The following is a 22,191-nucleotide window of genomic DNA, read 5'->3' as shown; positions in this document are numbered from 1 at the left end:
AAACCTTCGACAAGAGAACCCCGCATGAACACGCTCGAACTGGCCGGCCATGGCCCGGTGATCCCGGTGATCGTCATCAACCAGCCGGCCGACGCGGTGCCGATGGCCCGTGCGCTGGTCGAGGGCGGCGTCAAGGTGCTCGAAGTGACGCTGCGCACGCCGGTGGCGCTGCAGTGCATGGAAGCGATCGCGAAGGAAGTGCCCGAGGCCATCCTCGGCGCCGGCACGGTGCGCAGCGTCGCCGACGCGAAGGCCGCGCTGAACGCCGGCTGCCAATTCGCGGTGAGCCCCGGCTACACCAGCGAGATCGGCCGCGCCTGCCGCGAGATGGGGCTGCCGCTGCTGCCCGGTACCGCCACCGGCAGCGAGGTGATGCAGGCCAACGCCGACGGCTATTTCTTCCTGAAGTTCTTCCCGGCGATGCAGGCCGGCGGCATCCCGATGCTGAAGGCGCTGGCCGGCCCGTTCACCGACGTGGTGTTCTGCCCGACCGGCGGCATCACGCTCGAGACCGCGCCGCAGTTCCTCGCGCTGCCGAACGTCAAGGTGTGCGGCGGCTCGTGGCTGACGCCGGCCGATGCGGTGAAGGCGAAGGACTGGGGGCGGATCACGGCGCTGGCCCGCGAGGCGAGCGCGCTGCGTGTGGCGTGATCGCCCTTGGTGGCCTTGTTCGTCGGCCGGCGGCAAGGCTCGCTAGTCGATGATGCAGGCCGCCTGAATGAACGTCGCCGCGATGGTCGGTGAATTGGCCATCGTTCGGGTCAGTCGAGCTTGGCCCTCGTTTGTCTCGAATACCAGCGTGAGTTCTTCACCGTCGACCGGGCTCTCTGTCTCTCCTTGAAGCAACTCGATGAGGCTCGTGCGCACTTCCATTTCTGCAGGGAGGTGGCCACACGAGAAGGTCTGGCCTGTTCTCGTTACTGCGACGCCGCCAAGAGCAGCCTTCAGGAGTTGCCTCCACAGGTCGCAAAGTGCGTCTTCCGCTCGTGATGTTCCGGACTGACGGCAAAATAGTGCGACGAAGGGATTCGGTGTCGGTCGAAATGGCTTGGATGAGCCGTGCGGCTGTTGATCAGCAGTTGATTGGACGGAGGGTTGTTTTGTAGACCGGTATGGCTCTGACAGTTCTCTTTCCGCACAGATACGGCGCACGCCATCTTCATCTCTGATGTTGTGCAGTTCTGAGATGAAATCGTCGGAGAAGCTGTTGTTGATTGCGTCGATACTCAGCGATGGATTGTTGCTGCACAGGTTTTGCAACCTGATTGCCAATGAACGTACTTTCTGCGGAGTTCCTGTACCGAGTAGGTTTCCGGTCAGCGAAATATAGCGAATATCGGTGATTTTTTTCTCCGCAAGGGATCTGAGAGTCTTTCGAAATTCGACGGTGAGGTTGTTGCTTTCGAGATTCAGGTATTGCAGATCTTTGTGCGTCACTGCCTGCACAAGGGCTGCAACCTCGTGGTCACCCAATTCCTGTCCGGAGATGTCAAATTCGGTGACGTTCTCGATCTCGTCGTTGATCTTCAAAGACTCAAGAGCGTGTTTGAGATGATCAACCTCCGCTGCTGTCAGCTTTCTGTTCAGTTCTTTCACGCTGTAGTCAATGTGTCCATTTCGGCGTGCGGCATCGAGCATGTCCTGAGCCGAGATTTCTCGCAGTTCTGGTGTGGAGTCGGTTGAAAAAGCTTTCGAGGAATTGAACCGGGGTGAATTGCGGACTGCCATGGCGAAGAGCCTCGATGCGGATGAGCCCACTGAGTAACCTCTCTCGCATGCAAGTTCCGACCAACCTGCAACTGGCTATGCCGTCTTCAAGGCAGCCGAGGCCGTTGCCTGCCGCCTGATCAACAGCACCGACACCGCCGCCACCAGGCAGGCCGCGCCGGCCGCGAACAACGCCGGGTTGTACGTGAGCAGCAGCGTGCGCGTCAGCCCCGCGCCATAGGCCGCGACCGCTGCGCCCAGCTGGTGCGAAGCGAACACCCAGCCGAAAACCATGCCGGCGCGTTCCTTGCCGAACTCCTGCGCCGCGAGCTTCACGGTGGGCGGCACGGTCGCGATCCAGTCGAGGCCGTAGAACATCGCGAAGGTCGCGAGGCCGTACAGCGTGAACGTGGAATACGGCAGCCAGAACAGCGACAGCCCGCGCAGCCCGTAGTACCAGAACAGCAGCTTGCGGTTGTCGTAGCGGTCGGACAGGTAGCCCGACAGCGTGGTGCCGACCAGGTCGAACGCGCCCATCATCGACAGCACCGACGCCGCCGGCACGGCCGACAGCCCGTTGTCGCTGCACAGCGAGATGAAGTGCGTCTGCAGCAGGCCGTTGGTGCTGAGTCCGCAGATGAAGAAGCTCAGCGCGAGGATCCAGAACGTGCGGTTGTGCGCCGCCTCGCGCAGCACCTTGAACGGACCGAGGAAGTTCAGCGGCGCGGCGGCCGGCACCGGTGGCAGCGCGGTGCCTTCGGGCTCGCCGAGCGACAGCAGCCCCAGCTCGCTCGGGTGGTTGCGCATGAAGAAGGTGACGAGCGCGACGACGATCACGCAGGCGACGAAGATCGGGATCACCGCATAGCGCCAGCCGTGGTGCTCGATGATCCAGGCCGCCAGCGGCAGGAAGATCAGCTGGCCGGTCGCGGTGCTCGCGGCGAACAGGCCGACCACCAGCCCGCGGTTGGCCGTGAACCAGCGGTTCGCGACCATCGCGCCCAGCACCAGCGCGGTGAGCCCGGTGCCGCAGCCGAGCACCAGCCCCCACAGCAGGAACAGCTGCCACAGCTGCGTGACGCCGGTGGCCAGCACCATCGCGACCGCGATGAAGGTGGCGGCCGCCACCATGATGCGCGGCAGGCCGAAGCGCGCGATGAAGATCGCCGCGAACGGCCCGAGCAGCCCGAACAGCGCGAAGCGCACCGCGAACACCGACGACAGCTGGTCGGTGGTCCAGCCGAACTCCTTCGACAGCGGCTGCAGCATCGCGCCCGGCAGGCCGAGGGCAGCCGAGGTGGTCAGCATCGCGAAGAAGGTGACGGCGGCGACCACCCACGCATAGTGGATGCCGCGGCGGCCGAGCGAGGTGGAGATGCGTTGGGAGAGCATGGCGGGTGTCCTCGGCGCAGCGCTCAGTCGAAGCGGCGTTCGATCAGTTCGACCTTGTAGCCGTCCGGATCGGTGATGAAGGCGATGACGGTCGTGCCGCCCTTGACCGGGCCGGCCTCGCGCGTGACGTTGCCGCCGCCGGCGCGGATGCGGTCGCAGGCCGCGGCCGCGTCGGGCACCGCGATCGCGATGTGGCCGTAGGCGGTGCCGAGCTCGTACGAGCTGACGCCGTGGTTGTAGGTCAGCTCCAGCTCGGCATGCTCCGGGTTCGGGCCGTAGCCGAGGAAGGCGAGCGAATAGTGCTGCGACGGGTTCTCGGACTGGCGCAGCAGCGTCATGCCCATGATGTTCGTGTAGAAGTCGATCGAGCGCTGCAGGTCGCCGACACGCAGCATGGTGTGGAGGAGTCGCATGGTGGAGGTCTCGGAAGGTCTCAGGAAGCGTCGAAGATGAAGCAGGTGGTGGACGCGTGCGCGTACAGCTTGCCGTCGGGACCGACCAGGCGGCCTTCGGCGGTGGCCATGCGGCCGCCGACGTGGATCACGCTGCCGATCGCGCGCAGCACCGGCACGCGGTGCGTGACGGCCCGCACGTAGTTGATCTTCAGTTCGGCCGTCGTGTAGGCCTTGCCGGCGGCGAGCGTGGTGTGCACCGCGCAGCCGACGCACGAATCGAGCAGCGTCGCGATCCAGCCGCCGTGCACCGTGCCGAGCGGGTTGTAGTGGCGCAGCAGCGGCGTGCCCTGGAACACCGCGCGGCCGTGCGTCATCTCGATCGGCAGGAAATCCATCGTCTCGCCGATCGGCGGTGGGGGCAGCCGGCCGTCGAAGATGGCCTGGAAGAATTCGAGCCCGCTCAGCCCGGTGGCCTGCTCCGGCCTGGCGACGCCGGGTGGCAGCAGGCGTTCACGGCGGGCCGCCGCCTCGGTTTCCCATTGGGACTGCACGGCAGCGGCATCGACGGGTGTGTCCATGGTCGGTCGCGCCGCGGGGCAGTCGCGAAGAGTTGTATCTGCAACGATTGTAGCTACAATCGTCTGGTCATGCCAAGCCATCCCGGAACCGAAACGAAGCCGTCGACGCCCAGCGGCTGCAGCAGCCTGAAGCTGCGGCAGCTGTCACGCCGCGTCAGCCAGCACTTCGACCGCATCGTCACCGACGCCGGCCTGAAGACCACGCAGTACTCGCTGCTGTCGCAGGTGGTCAGCCTCGGGCCGCTGAAGCCGGGCGCGCTCGCTGCCCACATGGAGATGGATGCGTCGACGCTGACGCGCAACCTGCAGCCGCTGGTCGCCCAGGGGTGGGTCACGGTCGGGCCGGGCGAAGACGGCCGCAGCCGCGTCGTCGAGGCCACCGCGGCCGGCCGCGTCAAGCGCGACGAAGCGCGGCGCGAGTGGAAGCGGGCACAGCTGGCGTTCAACGAGCGCCTGGGCGACGAGCGCGTGATGCGGCTGCACGCGCTGATCGACGAATGCCTGGAGGCAATGAACGAGGCTTGAGCGCGTTCAGGTCGCCTGCCGGGTCGCCTGCACGCCCGGCTGCACGTCGTCGCCGTAGGCCTGCTTCCAGCGCTCGGTCAGCTTCACATGCTCATCGAGCCGCGTGCCCGGCAGCCCGTCGTCGACCTCCCAGTTCGCCACCTTCGACTCGATCGCGAAATGCGACACCGGCGTGATCGCCGACGGGTCGTCGAGGCTGCCGACCGACAGGTCCATGTTCTGCGAACCTTGGTACGCGAAGCTCAGCGGCGTGCCGCACGTGCCGCAGAAGCCGCGCAGCGCGAACTTCGACGACGCGTAGGTCTGCGGCGGCTCGGTCAGCCACTCGACCTGGTCCTGCCGCAGGTTCAGGAACGGCACGCGCGTGTTGCCGAAGGCCAGCTGGCACATGCGGCAGTGGCAGTAGTAGCCCTCGCGCTTCTCCGGCGCGGCACGGTAGCGGACGCGCCCGCACAGGCAGCCGCCTTCGAGCGGCGCGGTCGCGTTGCCGGCCGCGGCGCTCATGTCGCCACCGTGTAGTTCAACGTCAGCCGCCCGCCGTCGACATAGACGATCTCGCCGGTCATGTAGCTCGCTGCGCTGCTCAGCAGGAAGGCGGCCACGTCGGCGATCTCGCCGGGCTCGCCGAGCCGCTTCATCGGCGTGCGGCTCATGATGCGGGCGCGTGCCTCCTCGCTGCCCAGCACCGCGTTCTTCGCGAGCTCGGTCGCGATGGTGCCGGGCGCCACCGCGTTGACGCGGATGCCGTGGTCGGCCAGCGACAACGCCATCACCCGCGTCAGCTGGTTGATGCCGCCCTTGCTCGCGTTGTAGCTGGCGATGCTCGGGATCGCCATCACGCCGTTGACCGAGCTCATGTTGACGATCGCGCCGCCGCCGGTCTTCACCATCGCGCGCGCGACCGCCTGGCCGACCAGGAACGAGCCCTTCAGGTTGATGTCGATCACCGCGTCCCAGTCGGCTTCGGTGATCTCGAGGAAATCGGCGGCCTTGAAGATGCCGGCGTTGTTGACCAGCCCGTCGACGCGGCCGAACGCGGCGAGCGTGCCGGCCAGCGCGGCGTCGACCTCGGCCTTCTTCGAGACGTCGCAGTGCAGGTAGGTGGCGCGCTGGCCTTCGGCGGTGAGCGTCGCCGCAAGTGCCGCGCCGCGCGTGTCGTCGACGTCCCACAGCGCCACTGCGGCGCCGTCGCGCGCGAGCCGCTGCGCGCAGGCCGCGCCGATGCCTTGCGACGCGCCGGTGATCACGATGACCTGCCCGTGCAGGTTGAACTGGACCGGTTTCATGGAGGCTCCCGAAAGCGGTCGAGTTTAGGACCCTTCAGCGGTCGAGCCAAATCCCGATGCCCTGCGCGTTCAGCTCCAGGTCCATCGCGAGCAGCGCCATCGCGTCGTCGCGCGGCACCGGGCTGCCGAACTGCTGCAGCCGGGCCCAGTAGAGGTCGGACAGGCCTGCCATCAGCGCCGCATGGCGGGCCGGTGCCGGCAGCGGGCGCATCCGCTCGCCGAGCGCGACGATCTCGTCGACCTGCGCCAGCATCATCTCGCCGAGCCGCGGCACGTTCTCGACGCAGCCGTAGTGCGTGAGGTACAGCCGCTCGGGGCGGAAGTCGAGCATGCGCCGCACCGACTGCTTCAGCGCATCGGGCTCGAACTGCACCGGCGTCGTGGTCGGCAGCAGCCACGGGCCCTGCGCGGTGTCGAACTCGCGGTAGCTCAGGCCGAAGGTGTCGCCGGTGAAGAAGCCGCGGCTGCGCTCGTCCCAGATGCAGTGGTGGTGGCGGGCGTGGCCCGGCGTGTCGATCAGCAGCAGCGGCCGGCCGGCCAGCTCGATCACCATGCCGTCGTGGCTGTTGACGACCCGCTCGGCCGGCACCGGCACCACCTCGCCGTAAGCCCGCGTCACCTCCTGCGCACCGTACACCGCGCGGGCGCCGTTCAGCAGCGCGAGCGGCTCGACCATGTGGCGCGCGCCGCGCGGGTGCGCCAGCAGCTTCGCGGCCGGCAGTTCGCGCATCAGCGCGCCGGCGCCGCCGGCGTGGTCCAGGTGCACGTGCGTGACGATGACCCAGTCGACGTCGGCGCGCTGCAGGCCCGCCGCGTCGACGGCCGCCAGCAGCCGCGGCAGCGAATGCGTGGTGCCGGTGTCGATGAAGGCGCCGCGGCCGTTCTCGACCACCAGGTAGCAGGCGTCGAACGCCGGGCGATGGAAGCCGGTGTCGATGACGTGGATGTCGTGCGCGAGCCGTTGCACGAAGGGCAGGGTGTCGACCATGCCCCGGATTCTGCCGTCAGATCAGCTTGTCGAGCGTGATCGGCAACTCGCGCACCCGCTTGCCCGTCGCATGGAACACCGCATTCGCGATCGCCGCGCCGACGCCGGTGATGCCGATCTCGCCGATGCCTTTCGCGCCCAGCGGGTTCACATGCGGATCGTCCTCCGGCACCACCAGCGTCTCGATGCTGCCGATGTCGGCATTCACCGGCACGTGGTAGTCGGCCAGGTTGGCGTTGACGAAGCGGCCGTTGCGCGGATCGCGCCAGGTCTCTTCCATCAGCGCGAGGCCGACGCCCCAGACGATCCCGCCCATCAGCTGGCTGTGGCCGGTCTTCTCGTTCAGCAGCCGGCCGATGCCGTAGGCGCCGACGATGCGCGGCACGCGGATCTCGCGCAGCTCGGCGTCGACGCGCACCTCGGCGAACACCGTGCCGAACGCATGCATCGAGAACTGCTCGCGCTCCGCGCCCGGCTTCGATTCGCTGCGCGCCTCGATCGGCTGCCCGCCGTGGCGCGCCAGCACCGCGGCCACCGGCTCGCCGCGCGACGCATCGCCCTGCGGCCGCAGCCAGCCGTCGCTGACGACCACCGCCTGCGGGCTCTGGCCGTGCAGCGGCGACGCCGCATCGGCCACCGCCAGCGCGACCAGCTTCGCGCGCACCGCCTCGCAGGCCTGCTTCACCGCCGGCGCGACGCTGGCGGCGGTCTGCGAGCCGCCCGACACCGGCGCCTTCGGCATCGCCGAATCGCCCAGCTCGAAGCGCACGCGCTTCACCGGCAGCCCCAGCGCATCGGCGGCCACCTGGGTCATGATCGTGTACGTGCCGGTGCCCAGGTCCTGCGAGCCCGATTGCACCAGCGCCGAGCCGTCCGGCAGCAGCCGGGCCAGCGCCTCGGCGGGGCTGCGGTTGGTCGGGTAGGTGGCGGTGGCCACGCCCCAGCCGACCTGCCAGCGGCCGTCGCGCATCGACTGCGGCCGCGGGTCGCGGCGCGCCCAGCCGAAGCGCTCGGCGCCGACGCGGCAGCATTCGCGCAGCGACTTGCTGGAGAACGGCAGCTTCTTGTGCAGGTCGGTGTCGGCATGGTTGCGCAGCCGCATCTCCAGCGGGTCGATGCCGACCCGGTACGACAGCTCGTCGATCGCGCTGTCGAGCGCGAAGGTGCCGGTCGCCTCGCCGGGCGCGCGGGTGAAGGTGGGCGTCGCGATGTTCAGCTTCACCAGCCGCTGCGTCGTCGCGACGTTCGCGCAGGCGTACAGCATGCGGGTGCACAGCGACGACGGCTCGACCCAGTCCTCGAGCATCGAGGTCTCGCTGACCACCTCGTGGCGCAGCGCCGTCAGCGTGCCTTTCGCATCGGCCGCGGCCGACAGCGCCTGCTCGGTGCGCGGCCGGTTGCCCACCGAGCCGAACATCTGCGGCCGCTCCAGCACCAGCCGCACCGGCCGGCCGACCTGGCGCGCGGCCATCGCCGCCAGCACCACGTGCGTCCAGGTCGAGCCCTTGCAGCCGAAGCCGCCGCCGACATACGGGCAGATCACCTGCACCTGCTCGGGCGAGATGCCCAGCGTCTTGGCGACGGTGTCGCGGTCGCCGCTGACATACTGCGTCGCGTCGTACAGCACCAGCTTCTCGCCGCTCCACGCGGCGAGCGTCGCATGCGGCTCCATCGGGTTGTGGTGCTCGACCGGCGTGGTGTACAGCGCCGACACCACCTGGCTTGCCGCCTGCATGCCGGCGGCCAGGTCGCCGCGCGAGGTGTCGGGCTTCTGCTGCTGCACCTCCTTCGGCGCGTAGGCCGTGGCCCGTGGCGCCGCGAGGTCGAGTGCCGCATCGGGCAACGGTGCATAGGTGATGGCGACGCGGCGCGCGGCCTCGCGGCACTGCTCCAGCGTCTCGGCCACCACCAGCGCGACCGGCTGGCCGTTGTAGTGCACCTGGTCGTCCTGCAGCAGCGTCAGCACACGGCCGGCCGGCGGTTTCACCGCGGCCTTGCCGCCTTTCGGCAGGCGCATCGCGTTCTCGTGCGTCATCACCATCAGCACGCCGGGCACGCCGAGCGCGGCCCGGCTGTCGATGCGATGCAGGCGCGCGCTCGGCACGGTGCTCAGCACCATCTGCGCGTGCACCATGCGCGGCAGCGTGAACTCGGCGGCGTAGCGGGCCTGCCCGCTCACCTTCAGCGGGCCATCGGTGCGGTCCAGCGGTTGTCCGGTCAACGGGCGGTCCATGGGATCCCTTCGTGTTCTGTGGATGCCGATCAGCCCGTGCTCGCGTGGGCCTGTGCCAGCGCGCGCGCCACCGCGCGGCGAACCAGCTCGATCTTGAAGTCGTTGTGGCCGAAGCCGCGCGCGCCGTCGAGCAGCAGGCGCGTCGCGTCGGCGACCGATGCGTCCGACAGCGGCCGGCCGACCAGCGCCTGCTCGGCCGCCAGCACGCGCCAGGGCTTGTGCGCGACGCCGCCGAGCGCCAGCGCCGCATCGGCGACCGCACCGTCGCGCTCGTCGAGCGCGGCCGCCACCGACACCAGCGCGAACGCATAGCTCGCGCGGTCGCGCAGCTTCAGGTAGGCATGGCGCTGCGCGAAGCGCGAGGCCGGCAGGTCGACCGACACGATCAGTTCGCCCGGCTGCAGCACGGTGTCGAGCTCGGGCCGGGCCGCCGGCAGCCGGTGGAAATCGGTCATCGGGATCGTGCGCTCGCCCTGCGCGCCGCGCACCCGCACGGTGGCGCGCAACGCGGCCAGCGCGACGCACATGTCCGATGGGTGCGTCGCGATGCACGCCTCGCTGGTGCCGAGGATCGCGTGCATGCGGTTGAAGCCGCCGATCGCCGCGCAGCCGCTGCCGGGCTCGCGCTTGTTGCAGGCGCCGAAGCCGGTGTCGGTGAAGTACGAACAGCGCGTGCGCTGCATCAGGTTGCCGCCGACGGTCGCCATGTTGCGCAGCTGCGCCGACGCGCCCGACAGCAGCGCCCGCGCCAGCAGCGGGTAGCGCTCGCGCACCAGCCGGTGGTTCGCGGCATCGCTGTTCGGAACGCCGGCGCCGAGGCGCAGGCCGCCGTCCGGCAGCTGCGCGATCTCGCGGCCGGGCAGCCGCGTCACGTCGAGAAGCCGCATCGGCCGCGCGACGCCGCCCTTCATCAGGTCGAGCAGGTTGGTGCCGCCGCCGATGAAGGCGGTGCCCGGTTGCTGCGCGAGGCGGATCGCCTCGTCGACCGACGCGGGCCGCTGGTAGTCGATGTTGTCCATCGCGGGGCTCCTCAGGCGATCGGTCGGATCGCGGCGACGACGCGCACCGCCTTCACGATGTTCGGGTATGCACCGCAGCGGCACAGGTTGCCGCTCATGCGCTCGCGGATCTCGTCGTCGGTGAGGTCGTCGCCAGCGGGCGCGGCCGGCCGGTGCAGGTCGGCGGTGACCGCACTGGCCTGGCCGTCGCGCGCCTCCTGCACCAGCGCAACGGCCGAGCAGATCTGCCCGGGGGTGCAGTAGCCGCACTGGAACGCATCGTGCTCGATGAACGCCGCCTGCATCGCGTGCAGCGCGCCGGGCCGGCCGAGGCCTTCGATGGTGGTGATCGCGCGGTCTTCCTGCATCACCGCGAGCGTCAGGCAGCTGTTGATGCGGCGGCCGTCGACCAGCACGGTGCAGGCGCCGCACTGGCCGCGGTCGCAGCCCTTCTTGGTGCCGTACAGCGCGAGCTGCTCGCGCAGCGCGTCGAGCAGCGTGACGCGCGCTTCGACCAGCAGCTCGTGGCGAGCGCCGTTGACGGTCAGCGTGATGCGCCGTGGCGGCGGGGCGGGGCGCGGTGGGGGCGGCAGCGCTGCCGCGGTGGCCGGTGCCGCGGCGGCCGGCGTGCCGGGCAGTGCGGTGGCCAGCGCACCGGTCGCGGCGCCGGCCGACTTCAGGAAGCCGCGACGGGTCGGAGCCGGCAGCGCGGGGTGGGGGTGGCGGGCGGCGCGGTCGGCGTCGTCGAGGGGATCTGACATGCGGCGGGCTCCTGCGGCTGGCAATGCCGACGCACGGCAAACGACGTGCCGTGCACTGCAGTCCGCGTCCTACGCCCAACTCGGAGCCGGCCGACAGTCGGGGCCTGCCGTGATCGCCAGACTGGTGTTTTTCCGCACTGAAAGGCCCACGATGAAACTCACCGCACGACTCTCGACCCTGTTGATCCTCGGCGCGCTCGGCAGCGTCGCGGCCACCGCCGCGCATGCCCGTTCGGACGCCGCGTTCATGAAGGAAGCCGCACAGGCCGGCAACGCCGAGGTGGAGGCCAGCAAGCGAGCGCAGACGAAGGCGCAACGCGCCGACGTCAAGGACTTCGCGCAGAAGATGATTGACGACCACACGAAGGTCGGCGACGAACTGAAGGCGCTGGCCGCCAGCAAGAAGGTCGACCTGCCGGACGGCCCGTCGATCACGCAGAAGGGCGAGCTGACGATGATCGACGTCGGCGACGACAAGAAATTCGACGAGCGCTACGTGAAGGCCTTCGGCGTGAAGGCCCACGAAGACACCGTGAAGCTGTTCCAGCAGGCGGCCAGCGAGGCCAAGGACGCCGACGTGAAGGCGTTTGCGCAGAAGACGCTGCCGGGGCTGCAGCACCATCTGGAGATGGCACGCTCGCTGCAGAACGCGAAGCCCTGACGGGCCGGTCGCCGGGTCACTGCCCGGCGATCGCCTCGACCTGGATGCGCAGCGTGACGTCCATGTTGAACTTGTAGTCCTTGCCGACATCCATGCCGAATTCGTCGCGCCGGATCGTCGTGACGGCGTCGGCGCCGCACATCTCGCGCTTCAGCATCGGGTGCGGCATGCAGCGCAGCCAGTTCAGCTTCAGCGTCACCGGCTTCGTCACGCCGTGCATCGTCAGCTCCCCGGTCACTTCGGTCGGGACGCCGTCGACCGGCTTGTCGAAGCGGCCGCGGTAGACCACCTTCGGGTGCTTCTTGACGTCGAACAGGTCCTTGCCCTGGGCCCACTTGTTCAGTGCGTCCTGGCCGTAGTCGATGCTCGCCGGCAGCACGGTGACGTCGAGGTCGCCGGTGCCGGTGGCCTTGTCGTAGTGCACCGTGCCGCTGCTCTTGTTGAACTTGCCACGCCACACCGAGATGCCCAGGTGGTCGGCCTCGAAGCTCGGGTAGGTGTGGTCGGGGTCGATCTTGTAGGTGACCGGGGCGGCGTGCGTGGCGGTGGCGGTCAGCAGGCCGGCGATGGCAAACAGGGCGAGGCGCATGGGGTTCTCCTGGAAGGGTTGAGGTGAACGGCACCGCGATTCTCGGTGCCTTCATTCCCACGACGAACCAGCCGCACGCGAATCGACATGCGGGCCCATCGACACGCCGCTCATTCGGAAACCTGGGGGGCCGAGGCGGATTGCTCGAACAACTGCAGCAGCCTGCGCGCCGCCGGGGACAGGAAGCTGTTGGCCCGGTAGGTGACGACCAGCCGCCGCCGCATCGCGGCGCCCTTGACCGGCACCTCCTTCAGGCCCGGGATGCGTGCCTTGCCTTCGAGGTGATGGCGCGAGATGAAGCTCAGCAGGCCGGTCTGCACGATGAGCGTCGGCAACATCAGCAGCATCGTGGTCTCCACCTGCACGCGTGGACGCGGCAGGCCCTGGCGGTCGAACGCATGGTCGAGCCAGTCGCGCGTCGGGGCGCCGGGGGGCTGGAGCGCCCATGAGTGATCGGCCAGGTTCCTGAGCGTCATGGCAGACCGGAAGACCGGGTGCCTCGCGCTGGCCGCCACGACGATCGTGTCTTCGGCCAGCGCATTGGAGACCCAGCCGTCTTCGGCAGCACTCTCGGTGCCCACCATCAGGTCCAGCTCGCCGGCCCGCAACTGCGGCTTCAGGCTGTCGATCAGCCCGACCACCGTGCGCAGCGTCACGTCGGGCGCTTCCCGCAGCAGCTGCCGGGCCACCGCGGGCAGCAGGAACTGGGCTGCGGTCGGCACGATGCCGATCCGCACATGGCCGGTCAGGCCGGCGCCGATCGACTGCAGCTCGCGTTTCGCGTCCTCGACGTCGAAGCGCATGCGCTGCGCCCACTTCAGCAGCACCTTGCCCGCCTCGGTCAGCCGGATGCCTCGTCCCGACCGCTCGAACAGTGCCGCCCCGCAGTCGGCCTCCAGCCGCCGGATGCTGCTCGTCAGCGCGGGCTGCGTGCGGTGCAGTCGCGCCGAAGCGCGCCCCAGGTGCTGCAGTTCGGCGATGGTCTCGAAGTAGCGCAGGTCCCGCAGGTCCATTGCAAAAGCTCCATCTATGGGTCTGAAGAAAGTATTGATTGGACTGTACGCCGCGCCATGCCAATACTGGCTGCCAGACCCGACGCCCGTCATCGACGAGGCGCACGAGGCACCCACGGAGACACCATGCACCTGACCCGACGCGCGATCCTCGCGCTCGTTGCGGCCACCCTCGGCGGCGGCGCTTTCTCCCCGGCCTGGTCGGAGGCCTGGCCGGCCAAGCCGATCCGGATCGTCGTCCCGTTCCCGCCCGGCGGCGGCACGGACATCATCGCCCGCGAGACCAGCCAGCGGGTCGCGAAGGCCACTGGCTGGACCTTCGTGATCGACAACAAGCCGGGCGCAGGCGGCAACCTCGGCGTCGATTCGGTGGCCAAGTCGCCGGCGGACGGCTACACGATCGTGCTCGGCCAGTCGAGCAACCTGGCGATCAACCCGACGCTGTACGCCAGGCTTCCCTACGATCCGCAGAAAGACCTGGCGCCGATCGTGCTGCTGGCCAACGCGCCGCTGGTGATGGTCACCGGCCTGCCGATGCCGTACAAGACGCTGGCCGATGCCGTGAGCGCCGCGAAGGCCCGCCCCGGTCTGTTGAACTTCGCGTCGCCCGGCAACGGCACCGTCGCGCACCTGACGAGCGAGATGTTCCAGAAGGCAGCGGGCGTGAAGACGCAGCACGTGCCGTACAAGGGCGCGTCGCAGGCGATGACCGACGTCATCGGCGGCAACGTGGACTTCTACATGGCCTCCGTTCCGACGCTGCTGCCCCACATCCGGCAGGGCAAGGTGCGCGCGCTGGCCGTCACGTCGGTCGGTCGCGTCGACGACCTGCCGGAGGTGCCGACGATCAGCGAGTCCGGCTACAAGGGGTTCGACGCGGTGACCTGGTTCGGGCTGCTGGCGCCTGCCGGAACGCCCCGCGACGTGATCGCGAAGCTGAATGCCGAGTTCAACAAGGCGCTGAAGCAGCCCGAACTCGCGAAGCGGCTGGGCGACGAAGGCGCCGACCCGGCGGGTGGCACGCCCGAGCAGTTCGCTGCGCTGATCAGGGACGAGATCCCGCGCTGGGGCAGGGTCGTCAAGGACTCCGGCGCCAAGGTCGATTGACTGTTTTCAAGGAGATTCGCATGAGTCCAGCTGCCGCATGGCCCGACGTGATCCGGGACTTCGAACGCGTGACTGCCGACGTCGTCGCGCAGGCCGCCCGGTTCCCGTCGTCCATCCTGGCCGATGTGGCGGGGCGCCGCGGCGGCCTGCACGGACGCATCGCGCCGCTCGCACCGTCGATGCGCTTCGCCGGCCCGGCGCTCACGGTCGAGGTGCGTCCTGGCGACAACCTGATGATCCACGCCGCACTGGCGGTGGCGAAGCCGGGCGACGTGATCGTCGTCGACGGCAAGGGTGACCTGGGCAGCGCGTTGATGGGCGAGATCATGAGCCAGCAGGCCGCAGCGCTCGGCGTGGCCGCCGTCGTGATCGACGGCGCGGTGCGCGACAGCGAGGCCATCCGCGAACTCGGCTTCCCGATGTTCGCGGCCGGGCTCAACCCGAATGGCCCGACCAAGGGTGTCGCGGGCCGGCTGAATCACCCGATCTCGGTCGGTGGTGTGACGGTGAAGCCCGGTGACCTGGTGGTCGGCGATGCCGACGGCGTGACGGTGATCGAGCGCGAGAAGGCCGCGGCGATGCTGCCGCTGGCGGCCGGGAAGGTCGCGGCCGAAACGCAGCGCATCGCCGACATCCGCAGCCGCAAGGCGCTGCGCCCGGGCTGGCTCGACGCTGCGCTGCGCGCGGCCGGCGTGATCCGCGAAGGGGAATCGTTGTGAGCGCCGGCAAGCCCGTCTTCCTTGTCACCGGCGCCGACCTTGCCGCTGCGGCGCTGGCGCTGCTGGGCGACCACGAGGTGATCTATGCCGGCAAGGCGCCGACCGACGACGACATCGTCGCGCTCTGCCAGCATCACGACCCGGTCGCGATCATCGTGCGCTACGGCAGCGTGGGCGACGCCGCGATGGCGGCGGCGCCGAGCCTGAAGGTGATCTCCAAGCACGGCAGCGGCACCGACACGATCGACAAGGCGGCCGCGGCAGCGCGCGGCATCGAGGTCGTTGCCGCGGCGGGCGCGAATGCGGCGGCGGTGGCGGAGCACGCGATGGCGTTGCTGCTGGCCTGCGCGAAGTCGGTGGTGGCGCTCGATGCGCGCATGCATGCCGGCCATTGGGACAAGGCGACGCACAAGAGCGTCGAGCTCGAAGGACGCACGCTGGGCCTCGTCGGCCTCGGGGCCATCGGCCTGCGTGTCGCGCGCATCGCCGATGCGATGGGCATGCGCGTGCTCGGTTTCGATCCGTATGCGAAGGAGCTGCCGGCCCCTGTCGAGCGCGTGGACCTCGAGGCGATCTGGCGCGGGTCCGACGCGATCTCGCTGCACTGCCCGCTGACGGCCGACAACGCGAAGCTGATCGATGCGCGGACGCTGGCCACGTGCAGGCGGGGCGTGATCGTCGTCAACACCGCCCGCGGCGGCCTGATCGACGAGCCGGCCCTGCTCGACGCGGTGCGCAGCGGGCAGGTCGCGAGCGCCGGCCTCGACAGTTTCGCCGTCGAGCCGATGACGGCACCGCATCCCTTCCACGGCGAACCCCGCATCACGCTCAGCCCGCACATCGGCGGCGTGACGGCGCAGGCCTACGTGAAGATGGGCGTGGGCGCGGTGAAGAACGCGCTGGCCGTGCTGAACCGCTGAGGAACTTCGATGAAGAACCGATGCACCGGTTTCGGTCAGGCTGAACACTGTTGGAGGCGCCACGCCTCCTGTGAGCAGCAAGGAGCCCGCATGCACATGCGCCAGGACGAAATCGTCGCCCTGCCACCCGATCGCCAGAAGGCCTTTCAAGCGACGACTTCGGTCACGTGATATCGCACAGTTCGACTTCGGCGCCGTTCACGATTGAAACATTGGCAGCGGCACAATCGGCCGATGGCTTCCCCACCGTCGAACCCGAGCTCGCGCGTCAGTGCCTCGCCGTGGGAGGGCGTGCACGGCACCGCGATGGACAGCGACCGCCACTACGCCCGCCACTGGCATGCGACCTACGGCGTCGGCCTGATGGAGCGCGGCGCGCAGCGCTCGGCCAGCGGGCGCGGGCAGGTCGATGCACAGGCGGGCGACGTGATCACCACCAACCCCGGCGAGGTGCATGACGGCAAGCCGCTCGGCGCGGCGTCGCGGCGCTGGCGCATGGTGTACCTGAGCCCGGCGGCGCTGGCCCGCTTCGCCGGCACCGGCGATGACTTCGCGGTGACGCGGCCGGTGATCGCCGATGCGCCGCTGCGGGCCGGGCTGCTGCAGCTGTTCGCGCGGCTCGATGCGTGGGAGCAGCGGCGCATGGAGCCGTTGGGCTGCGAGGAATCCCTGGTGCACGTCTGCAGGGCGCTGGTCGAGCGGCATGGCAGCCGCGTGGCACCGCGCGAGATCGGCGGCGAGCTCGGCCGCGTGCGCGAGCGCCTGGCCGACGAGCTGCAGAACCCGCCGACGCTGGACGAGCTGGCCGCGATGGTCGGCGCCAGCAAGTACCAGCTGCTGCGCCGCTTCGAGAAGGCCTGCGGGCTGCCGCCACATGCGTGGCTGCAGCAGCAGCGGGCCGAGCGGGCGCGCGGGCTGATCCGGCGCGGCCTGCCGCTGGCCGAGGTGGCGGCCGATTGCGGGTTCTCCGACCAGAGCCACATGACGCGCGTGTTCACGCGGCAGTACGGCTTCACGCCCGGCGCATGGCGGGCGGCGGGACTGCAATAACGTTCAAGACGGGGCCGGCGCGGGCCGGGAGACTGCGGGCATCGCCACTCCTCCCTGTCCACCGCCATGTCCTATGTCCACGGCTACCAGCTGCAGGAAACCGAGCGCCTGACCGACCAGGCGCGCACCCTCATCGACCTGCTGCATGCCGACACGCACTTTCCGGCCGGCAGCCGGGTGCTCGAAGCCGGCTGCGGCGTCGGCGCGCAGACGGTGACGCTCGCGCGGCGCAGCCCGCTGGCGCGCTTCACCGCCTTCGACATCTCGAACGACTCGCTGGTCGAGGCACGGCGGCGGCTCGAGCAGGCGCGGCTGGGCAACGTGGAGCTGCTGTGGGCCGACCTGGCCGACCTGCCGTTCGCGCCGGCCTCGTTCGACCACGTGTTCGTGTGCTTCGTGCTGGAGCACCTCGCCCAGCCGGGCGCGGTGCTGGCGACGCTGGGCCGCCTGCTGAAGCCGGGCGGCAGCATCACGGTGATCGAGGGCGACCACGGCACGGTGTGCTTCCATCCGGAGAGCGACGCGGCGCGGGCGGCGATCGCCTGCCAGGTCGAGCTGCAACGGCGTGCAGGCGGCAATGCGCTGATCGGCCGCACGTTGCAGCCGCTGTTGCGCGATGCGGGCTTTGCCGACGTGCGGGTCAGTCCGCGCATGGTCTATGCCGACGCGAGCCGGCCGTCGTGGGTCGACGGGTTCACCCGCAAGACCTTCAACGCGATGATCGACGGGGTGAGGGCGCCTGCACTCGCGGCGGGCCTGGCGACGCCGGAGGGCTTCGATGCGGGCCTGCACGACCTGCAGCGCACGGCCGAGGCCGACGGGGTGTTCTGCTACACCTTCTTCAAGGCGGTGGGCCGCAAGCTCAATACGTCGACCGACCGCCCGTGAGGTCGAACACCGCGCCGGTGCTGAACGAGCACTCCTGCGACGACAGCCACGCGATCATCGCGGCCGCCTCGTCCACGCCGAGGAAGCGGCCCATCGGGATCTTCGCCAGCATGAAGTCGATGTGCGCCTGCGTCATCGTCTCGAAGATCGCGGTCTTCGCGGCGGCCGGTGTCACCGCGTTGACGATCACGCCCTTCGTCGCCAGCTCCTTCGCGAGCGACTTCGTCAGCGCGATCAGCCCGGCCTTCGACGCGCTGTAGTGCGAGGCGTTCGGGTTGCCCTCCTTGCCGGCCACCGACGCGATGTTGACGATGCGGCCGTAGCCGCGCTCGATCATGTGCGGCACCAGCGCCCGGCAGGTCAGGTAGGGCGCGATCAGGTTGACCTCGATCACGCGGCGCCACACCTCGGGTGCCAGCTCCCAGGTGGTGCCGTTGCCGCCGGTGATGCCGGCGTTGTTGATCAGGATGTCGACCCGGCCCCATTGCGAGATGGCCGCATCGGCGGCCCGTCGCACGGCCGTCTCGTCGCTCAGTTCGACGACCTGCGCCGCCACCGGCCCGAGCGGCTGCAGCGCCTCGCGCGAGCGGGCCAGCAAGGCTTCGTCGATGTCCCACACGATCACCTTCGCGCCCGAGTGGAGCAGGCGCTGCGCGGTCGCGTAGCCGATGCCTTGCGCACCGCCGGTGACGATCGCGACCCGGCCGTCGAGGTCGATGCGGTTCATCGCGCGAGTCCTTTCAGCGCCGAGGCACCGCCCGGTGCGGCCTCGCAATCGGCGATGTACTGCCGGACGATGTCGGTGAAGCTGCCGTCGGGTTTCAACCCGAGGTGGGCCGCGCGCGCCGCGTCGGCCGCCTTCGGCCAGTTGGCGACGATGCCGGCGATGCGCGCATCGCTTTCGAAGCGCACCCGCTCGCGCACCGCGCGGCCGGCCACTTCTTCCAGCGCATCGAGCATCTGTCCGACGCAGACGTTCAGCGCCGGCAGGTTCATCGCGAGCCGGCCCTGGAAGGCCTCGCGGCTCGCCTCGTACACCGCGATCAGCCCCTCGACCGTGCGCGCCGGGGAGGCCACCGGGTGGCAGACGTTGGCCGACACCGGGCACACCGCGTCTTCGCCGGCCAGCGGCTCGCGGATGATCCCGGAGAAGAAGGACGAGGCCGCGCCGTTCGGCCGCCCCGGGCGCACCGTCACCGTCATCAGCCGGGCCGCACGGCCGTCGATGAAGCCCTTGCGGGTGTAGTCGGCCAGCAGGTATTCGCACATCAGCTTGTGCGTGCCGTACGAGGTCTGCGGCGCCGGCAGCGTGTCGTCGCCGACGCGCGCCGGCAGCGGCACCGCGGCGTCCGGGCCGAACACCGCGACCGAGCTGGAGAACACCAGCCGCGGCACCGGCGCGCCGTGCTGCACGGTCGCGCGCAGCGCATCGAACAGCGCGCGCGTGCTGTCGAGGTTGGAGCGCAGGCCGAGCTCGAAGTCGGCCTCGCATTCGCCCGACACCGCCGACGCGAGGTGGAACACGCCGTCGAACGGCTCGTCGCGCAGCGCATCGCATTGCGCCAGCAGCGCGCCGGTGCGCGCCTTCACGCGCGGGTCGGCCAGCAGTTCCGCGCGCGGCGCGACCTGGTCGGCCAGCACCAGGGTCTCGATGCGGCGCCCGGCCAGCGTGCCGCGCGCGAGCAGCGCCTGCGCGAGCCGCGTTCCGACGAAGCCGGCGCCGCCGGTGATCAGCAGTTTCATCGCATGCCTCCCGCCGGGCAGCACGCCCGGCGCGACCCATCATGCGCGCACAGCCCGGGCAAACGCGAGGAGGGGCAGCGCCGATTGACACGCCCGTGGGGTCGTCATACAACCCGCGTGCCCCGTCGCGCGCCGATGGGTCAGCGCTGTCCCGACGCTCGGGATTTCCACCACCTTGCAGAGGGACGACGCATGGCCAGTGTGAGCATCCAGTCGGTGAAGAAGCGCTTCGGCTCGGTGCAGATCCTGCACGGCGTGGACATCGAGATCGCCGATGGCGCCTTCACCGTGCTGGTCGGGCCGTCGGGCTGCGGCAAGTCGACGCTGCTGCGCATGATCGCCGGGCTGGAGGAGATCTCCGACGGCGAGATCCGCATCGGCGAGCGCCGCGTCAACGAGCTGCCGCCGAAGCAGCGTGACATCGCGATGGTGTTCCAGAACTACGCGCTGTACCCGCACATGACGGTGCGCGACAACATGGCCTTCTCGCTGATGCTCGCGAAGCAGGACAAGGCGGTGGCCGACCCGAAGGTGGCGCGCGCCGCCGAGATCCTCGGCCTCACGGCCTTGCTCGACCGCTACCCGCGCCAGCTGTCGGGCGGGCAGCGCCAGCGGGTTGCGATGGGGCGCGCGATCGTGCGCGACCCGCAGGTCTTCCTGTTCGACGAGCCGCTGTCCAACCTCGACGCCAAGCTGCGCGTCGCGATGCGCAGCGAGATCAAGGAGCTGCACCAGCGGCTGAAGACGACGTCGATCTACGTCACGCACGACCAGATCGAGGCGATGACGATGGCCGACCAGATCGTCGTGATGCGCGACGGCCGCATCGAGCAGACCGGCGGCCCGCTCGACCTGTACGACCGGCCGGCCAACACCTTCGTGGCCGGCTTCATCGGCTCGCCGTCGATGAACTTCCTGCCCGGCACGCTGCGCCGCCGCGCCGGCACGCTGCAGGTGGAGCTGGCCGACGGCACGCAGATGAACGCGCCGACCGGTGCGAACGGCGACGACGGCCAGCCGGTGATCCTCGGCACGCGGCCGGAGCACCTGTCGCTGCGCGACAGCGGCGGCATCCCGTCGCAGGTGGTGGTGGTGGAGCCGACCGGCGCCGACACCTTCGTCGCGTGCCGCCACCAGGGCACCGAGGTGTCGGTGGTGTTCCACGAGCGGCACCGCTTCGAGCCCGGCGCGACCATTCACCTTCAGCCCGACCTCGGCCGCGCGCACCTGTTCGACGCCGGCAGCGGCAAGCGGCTGGTGGCCTGATTTCCACACGGTGCCGTCAGTGCGCCGCTTCACAACTTGACCAGGAGACAACGATGAGTGAATTCGATCGCCGCAAGTTTCTGGAAGGGGCCGCCGGGGTGGCCGCGCTGGGCTCCGGTGCGCTGTGGACGCCGAGCGCCGGTGCGCAGACGCTCGCGTACAAGCCCGAGAAGGGCGCGAAGCTGCGCGTGCTGCGCTGGAGCCGCTTCGTGCAGGGCGACATCGATGCGTACATGGCGAACGTCAAGCGCTTCACCGAGAAGACCGGCATCGAGGTGCGGGTCGACAACGAGGGCTGGGAGGACGTGCGCCCGAAGGCCGCGGTGGCGGCCAACACCGGGGCCGGGCCCGACATCATTTTGTCGACCAACGACGACGCGAACCTGTACCCCGACAAGCTGCTCGACGTGACCGACCTGTGCGAGTACCTCGGCAAGAAATACGGCGGCTGGTACCCGGCCTGCGAGGCCTACCTGCGGCCCGACGGCAAGAAGTGGATCGGCGTGGCGCTCGGTGCGGCCGGCTCGCTGGTGGTGTACCGCGAGAGCCTGATGAAGGCGGCCGGCTTCGAGACCATGCCGAAGGACACCGACGGCTTCCTGAAGCTGTACAAGGCGCTGGCCGCGAAGGGCACGCCGGGCGGCATGGCGCTGGGCAACGCGACCGGCGACAGCGGCTGGTGCCACTGGCTGCTGTGGGCCTTCGGCGGCGCGATGGTCGACAAGGACAACAAGGTGACGCTGGACAGCCCGGCCACGCTGAAGGCGCTGGAGTACGCGAAGGAGCTGTATTCGAGCTTCGTGCCGGGCACGCTGTCGTGGCTGGACCCGAACAACAACAAGGCGTTTCTCGACGGGCAGATCAGCATCACCAACAACGGCATCTCGGTGTACTACGCGGCGAAGAACTCGCCCGACCCGAAGCTGAAGGAGATGGCGGCCGACATCAACCATGCGGCCTTCCCGATCGGGCCGGTGGGCGTGCCGACCGAGTACCACCTGTTCTTCAACCAGATGATCTTCAAGTACACCAAGTACCCGCAGGCGGCGAAGGAGTTCCTGCGCTTCATGATGGAGCAGGAGCAGTTCGACCCGTGGCTGCAAGGCGGTGGCGGGTATGTCGCGCAGCCGTTGCGGGCCTACGAGAAGAGCGCGGTGTGGAGCGTGGACCCGAAGAACACGCCGTACCGCGACAGCGTGAAGAACCTGCGGCCGGCGGGTTATGCGGGCAAGCTGGGCTACGCCTCGGCCGGCGCGCTGGCCGACTTCATCGTGCCGAACATGGTGGCCGAGGCCGGCAGCGGCTCGAAGACGCCGAAGGAGGCGATGGAGCGGGCGCAGAAGCGGGCCGAGCGGTACTACAAGGTGTGACG

General features: G+C 69.6%; 24 protein-coding genes. 10 read left to right on the top strand and 14 right to left on the bottom strand.

Features of this window, described 5'->3' with window-relative positions; all coding sequences use genetic code 11:
* The first annotated feature begins 24 nt into the window (after positions 1-24).
* On the top strand, positions 25-651 hold the full coding sequence (gene eda / locus ASC98_RS09535) for a bifunctional 4-hydroxy-2-oxoglutarate aldolase/2-dehydro-3-deoxy-phosphogluconate aldolase (RefSeq protein ID WP_056816545.1): 627 nt from the start codon (positions 25-27) through the stop codon (positions 649-651).
* 42 nt (positions 652-693) lie between these two features.
* Here eda and ASC98_RS30245 read toward each other — a convergent pair whose 3' ends face one another.
* The 4 genes from ASC98_RS30245 to ASC98_RS09510 form a co-directional block, all read right to left on the bottom strand.
* Positions 694-1,728, bottom strand: coding sequence for a hypothetical protein (locus tag ASC98_RS30245; protein ID WP_157597642.1), 1,035 nt, complete (start codon positions 1,726-1,728; stop codon positions 694-696).
* Positions 1,729-1,803: 75 nt separating this feature from the next.
* A complete protein-coding gene (locus ASC98_RS09520) occupies positions 1,804-3,099 on the bottom strand; it encodes an MFS transporter (protein WP_056816535.1) in 1,296 nt (431 codons plus the stop codon).
* A gap of 23 nt (positions 3,100-3,122) precedes the next feature.
* Entirely contained in the window at positions 3,123-3,512 is a 390-nt protein-coding gene (gloA, locus tag ASC98_RS09515; RefSeq protein WP_056816532.1) for a lactoylglutathione lyase, read from the bottom strand.
* Between the two features lie 20 nt (positions 3,513-3,532).
* Positions 3,533-4,072 carry a PaaI family thioesterase gene (locus ASC98_RS09510; protein ID WP_056816530.1) on the bottom strand — a complete coding sequence of 180 codons (540 nt, stop codon included), beginning with the start codon at positions 4,070-4,072 and terminating at the stop codon, positions 3,533-3,535.
* A gap of 69 nt (positions 4,073-4,141) precedes the next feature.
* Here ASC98_RS09510 and ASC98_RS09505 point away from each other — a divergent pair, with 69 nt between their 5' ends.
* Positions 4,142-4,597, top strand: coding sequence for a MarR family winged helix-turn-helix transcriptional regulator (locus tag ASC98_RS09505; protein ID WP_056816527.1), 456 nt, complete (start codon positions 4,142-4,144; stop codon positions 4,595-4,597).
* 6 nt (positions 4,598-4,603) lie between these two features.
* On the opposite strand, the gene ASC98_RS09500 is transcribed toward ASC98_RS09505, so the two are convergent.
* The 6 genes from ASC98_RS09500 to ASC98_RS09475 are packed head-to-tail and all read right to left on the bottom strand — an operon-like array spanning position 4,604 to position 10,863.
* Positions 4,604-5,101 carry a GFA family protein gene (locus ASC98_RS09500; protein WP_056816524.1) on the bottom strand — a complete coding sequence of 166 codons (498 nt, stop codon included), beginning with the start codon at positions 5,099-5,101 and terminating at the stop codon, positions 4,604-4,606.
* Positions 5,098-5,883 carry an SDR family NAD(P)-dependent oxidoreductase gene (locus tag ASC98_RS09495; RefSeq protein ID WP_056816522.1) on the bottom strand — a complete coding sequence of 262 codons (786 nt, stop codon included), beginning with the start codon at positions 5,881-5,883 and terminating at the stop codon, positions 5,098-5,100. Before ASC98_RS09495 ends, ASC98_RS09500 begins: the two co-directional genes overlap by 4 nt.
* 34 nt (positions 5,884-5,917) lie before the next feature.
* Positions 5,918-6,871, bottom strand: coding sequence for an MBL fold metallo-hydrolase (locus tag ASC98_RS09490; protein ID WP_056816520.1), 954 nt, complete (start codon positions 6,869-6,871; stop codon positions 5,918-5,920).
* Between the two features lie 16 nt (positions 6,872-6,887).
* Positions 6,888-9,104, bottom strand: coding sequence for a xanthine dehydrogenase family protein molybdopterin-binding subunit (locus tag ASC98_RS09485; protein ID WP_056816517.1), 2,217 nt, complete (start codon positions 9,102-9,104; stop codon positions 6,888-6,890).
* Between the two features lie 29 nt (positions 9,105-9,133).
* Positions 9,134-10,123, bottom strand: a complete 990-nt coding sequence (locus ASC98_RS09480) for a xanthine dehydrogenase family protein subunit M (protein WP_056816514.1) — start codon at positions 10,121-10,123, stop codon at positions 9,134-9,136.
* A gap of 11 nt (positions 10,124-10,134) precedes the next feature.
* Complete coding sequence (locus ASC98_RS09475; RefSeq protein ID WP_056816511.1) at positions 10,135-10,863, bottom strand: 2Fe-2S iron-sulfur cluster-binding protein; 729 nt, start codon at positions 10,861-10,863, stop codon at positions 10,135-10,137.
* Between the two features lie 151 nt (positions 10,864-11,014).
* Between ASC98_RS09475 and ASC98_RS09470 the strand changes: the two genes are divergently transcribed.
* Complete coding sequence (locus ASC98_RS09470; RefSeq protein WP_056816509.1) at positions 11,015-11,524, top strand: DUF4142 domain-containing protein; 510 nt, start codon at positions 11,015-11,017, stop codon at positions 11,522-11,524.
* Positions 11,525-11,540: 16 nt separating this feature from the next.
* Here ASC98_RS09470 and ASC98_RS09465 read toward each other — a convergent pair whose 3' ends face one another.
* The gene (locus tag ASC98_RS09465; protein ID WP_056816506.1) at positions 11,541-12,113 is read right to left on the bottom strand and encodes a YceI family protein; all 573 of its coding nucleotides are present in this window, start codon (positions 12,111-12,113) and stop codon (positions 11,541-11,543) included.
* 110 nt (positions 12,114-12,223) lie between these two features.
* Positions 12,224-13,126, bottom strand: coding sequence for a LysR family transcriptional regulator (locus ASC98_RS09460; protein WP_056816503.1), 903 nt, complete (start codon positions 13,124-13,126; stop codon positions 12,224-12,226).
* Between the two features lie 126 nt (positions 13,127-13,252).
* Between ASC98_RS09460 and ASC98_RS09455 the strand changes: the two genes are divergently transcribed.
* The 5 genes from ASC98_RS09455 to ASC98_RS09435 all read left to right on the top strand — a co-directional run bounded on the left by ASC98_RS09455 (position 13,253) and on the right by ASC98_RS09435 (position 17,810).
* Positions 13,253-14,233, top strand: coding sequence for a tripartite tricarboxylate transporter substrate binding protein (locus ASC98_RS09455; RefSeq protein ID WP_056816498.1), 981 nt, complete (start codon positions 13,253-13,255; stop codon positions 14,231-14,233).
* A gap of 20 nt (positions 14,234-14,253) precedes the next feature.
* Positions 14,254-14,952, top strand: coding sequence for an RraA family protein (locus ASC98_RS09450; protein ID WP_056816495.1), 699 nt, complete (start codon positions 14,254-14,256; stop codon positions 14,950-14,952).
* A complete protein-coding gene (locus ASC98_RS09445) occupies positions 14,949-15,872 on the top strand; it encodes an NAD(P)-dependent oxidoreductase (RefSeq protein ID WP_056816493.1) in 924 nt (307 codons plus the stop codon). Before ASC98_RS09450 ends, ASC98_RS09445 begins: the two co-directional genes overlap by 4 nt.
* Positions 15,873-16,106: 234 nt before the next feature.
* On the top strand, positions 16,107-16,922 hold the full coding sequence (locus ASC98_RS09440; protein ID WP_056816490.1) for an AraC family transcriptional regulator: 816 nt from the start codon (positions 16,107-16,109) through the stop codon (positions 16,920-16,922).
* Between the two features lie 66 nt (positions 16,923-16,988).
* Positions 16,989-17,810 carry a methyltransferase domain-containing protein gene (locus ASC98_RS09435; RefSeq protein ID WP_056816488.1) on the top strand — a complete coding sequence of 274 codons (822 nt, stop codon included), beginning with the start codon at positions 16,989-16,991 and terminating at the stop codon, positions 17,808-17,810.
* Here the strand turns inward: ASC98_RS09435 and ASC98_RS09430 are convergent.
* Both ASC98_RS09430 and denD read right to left on the bottom strand, forming a co-directional pair.
* Positions 17,785-18,537, bottom strand: coding sequence for an SDR family NAD(P)-dependent oxidoreductase (locus ASC98_RS09430; RefSeq protein ID WP_056816486.1), 753 nt, complete (start codon positions 18,535-18,537; stop codon positions 17,785-17,787). The two genes, ASC98_RS09435 and ASC98_RS09430, sit on opposite strands and share 26 nt — an antisense overlap.
* Positions 18,534-19,553: a D-erythronate dehydrogenase gene (gene denD / locus ASC98_RS09425; protein WP_056816484.1), complete on the bottom strand. Its 1,020-nt coding sequence runs from the start codon at positions 19,551-19,553 to the stop codon at positions 18,534-18,536. The genes ASC98_RS09430 and denD overlap by 4 nt, the downstream gene beginning before the upstream one ends.
* 192 nt (positions 19,554-19,745) lie before the next feature.
* Between denD and ASC98_RS09420 the strand changes: the two genes are divergently transcribed.
* Both ASC98_RS09420 and ASC98_RS09415 read left to right on the top strand, forming a co-directional pair.
* The gene (locus ASC98_RS09420; protein WP_056816479.1) at positions 19,746-20,819 is read left to right on the top strand and encodes an ABC transporter ATP-binding protein; all 1,074 of its coding nucleotides are present in this window, start codon (positions 19,746-19,748) and stop codon (positions 20,817-20,819) included.
* Positions 20,820-20,872: 53 nt separating this feature from the next.
* Positions 20,873-22,189, top strand: a complete 1,317-nt coding sequence (locus tag ASC98_RS09415; protein ID WP_056816475.1) for an ABC transporter substrate-binding protein — start codon at positions 20,873-20,875, stop codon at positions 22,187-22,189.
* Positions 22,190-22,191: the final 2 nt, after the last annotated feature.

The sequence above is a fragment of the Rhizobacter sp. Root1238 genome, from assembly GCF_001425825.1.
In the GTDB taxonomy this organism is placed as follows: domain Bacteria; phylum Pseudomonadota; class Gammaproteobacteria; order Burkholderiales; family Burkholderiaceae_C; genus Rhizobacter.
The sequence above is the reverse complement of the archived record's forward strand: the minus strand, read 5'-3'. Positions and strand labels throughout refer to the sequence as shown.

Bases quoted from the DNA above. Each gene is read 5' to 3' on its own strand.
- eda (WP_056816545.1), top strand. From the start codon at position 25: ATGAACACGCTCGAACTGGCCGGCCATGGCCCGGTGATCCCGGTGATC.
- ASC98_RS30245 (WP_157597642.1), bottom strand. From the start codon at position 1,728: ATGGCAGTCCGCAATTCACCCCGGTTCAATTCCTCGAAAGCTTTTTCA.
- ASC98_RS09520 (WP_056816535.1), bottom strand. From the start codon at position 3,099: ATGCTCTCCCAACGCATCTCCACCTCGCTCGGCCGCCGCGGCATCCAC.
- gloA (WP_056816532.1), bottom strand. From the start codon at position 3,512: ATGCGACTCCTCCACACCATGCTGCGTGTCGGCGACCTGCAGCGCTCG.
- ASC98_RS09510 (WP_056816530.1), bottom strand. From the start codon at position 4,072: ATGGACACACCCGTCGATGCCGCTGCCGTGCAGTCCCAATGGGAAACC.
- ASC98_RS09505 (WP_056816527.1), top strand. From the start codon at position 4,142: ATGCCAAGCCATCCCGGAACCGAAACGAAGCCGTCGACGCCCAGCGGC.
- ASC98_RS09500 (WP_056816524.1), bottom strand. From the start codon at position 5,101: ATGAGCGCCGCGGCCGGCAACGCGACCGCGCCGCTCGAAGGCGGCTGC.
- ASC98_RS09495 (WP_056816522.1), bottom strand. From the start codon at position 5,883: ATGAAACCGGTCCAGTTCAACCTGCACGGGCAGGTCATCGTGATCACC.
- ASC98_RS09490 (WP_056816520.1), bottom strand. From the start codon at position 6,871: ATGGTCGACACCCTGCCCTTCGTGCAACGGCTCGCGCACGACATCCAC.
- ASC98_RS09485 (WP_056816517.1), bottom strand. From the start codon at position 9,104: ATGGACCGCCCGTTGACCGGACAACCGCTGGACCGCACCGATGGCCCG.
- ASC98_RS09480 (WP_056816514.1), bottom strand. From the start codon at position 10,123: ATGGACAACATCGACTACCAGCGGCCCGCGTCGGTCGACGAGGCGATC.
- ASC98_RS09475 (WP_056816511.1), bottom strand. From the start codon at position 10,863: ATGTCAGATCCCCTCGACGACGCCGACCGCGCCGCCCGCCACCCCCAC.
- ASC98_RS09470 (WP_056816509.1), top strand. From the start codon at position 11,015: ATGAAACTCACCGCACGACTCTCGACCCTGTTGATCCTCGGCGCGCTC.
- ASC98_RS09465 (WP_056816506.1), bottom strand. From the start codon at position 12,113: ATGCGCCTCGCCCTGTTTGCCATCGCCGGCCTGCTGACCGCCACCGCC.
- ASC98_RS09460 (WP_056816503.1), bottom strand. From the start codon at position 13,126: ATGGACCTGCGGGACCTGCGCTACTTCGAGACCATCGCCGAACTGCAG.
- ASC98_RS09455 (WP_056816498.1), top strand. From the start codon at position 13,253: ATGCACCTGACCCGACGCGCGATCCTCGCGCTCGTTGCGGCCACCCTC.
- ASC98_RS09450 (WP_056816495.1), top strand. From the start codon at position 14,254: ATGAGTCCAGCTGCCGCATGGCCCGACGTGATCCGGGACTTCGAACGC.
- ASC98_RS09440 (WP_056816490.1), top strand. From the start codon at position 16,107: ATGGCTTCCCCACCGTCGAACCCGAGCTCGCGCGTCAGTGCCTCGCCG.
- ASC98_RS09435 (WP_056816488.1), top strand. From the start codon at position 16,989: ATGTCCTATGTCCACGGCTACCAGCTGCAGGAAACCGAGCGCCTGACC.
- ASC98_RS09430 (WP_056816486.1), bottom strand. From the start codon at position 18,537: ATGAACCGCATCGACCTCGACGGCCGGGTCGCGATCGTCACCGGCGGT.
- denD (WP_056816484.1), bottom strand. From the start codon at position 19,553: ATGAAACTGCTGATCACCGGCGGCGCCGGCTTCGTCGGAACGCGGCTC.
- ASC98_RS09420 (WP_056816479.1), top strand. From the start codon at position 19,746: ATGGCCAGTGTGAGCATCCAGTCGGTGAAGAAGCGCTTCGGCTCGGTG.
- ASC98_RS09415 (WP_056816475.1), top strand. From the start codon at position 20,873: ATGAGTGAATTCGATCGCCGCAAGTTTCTGGAAGGGGCCGCCGGGGTG.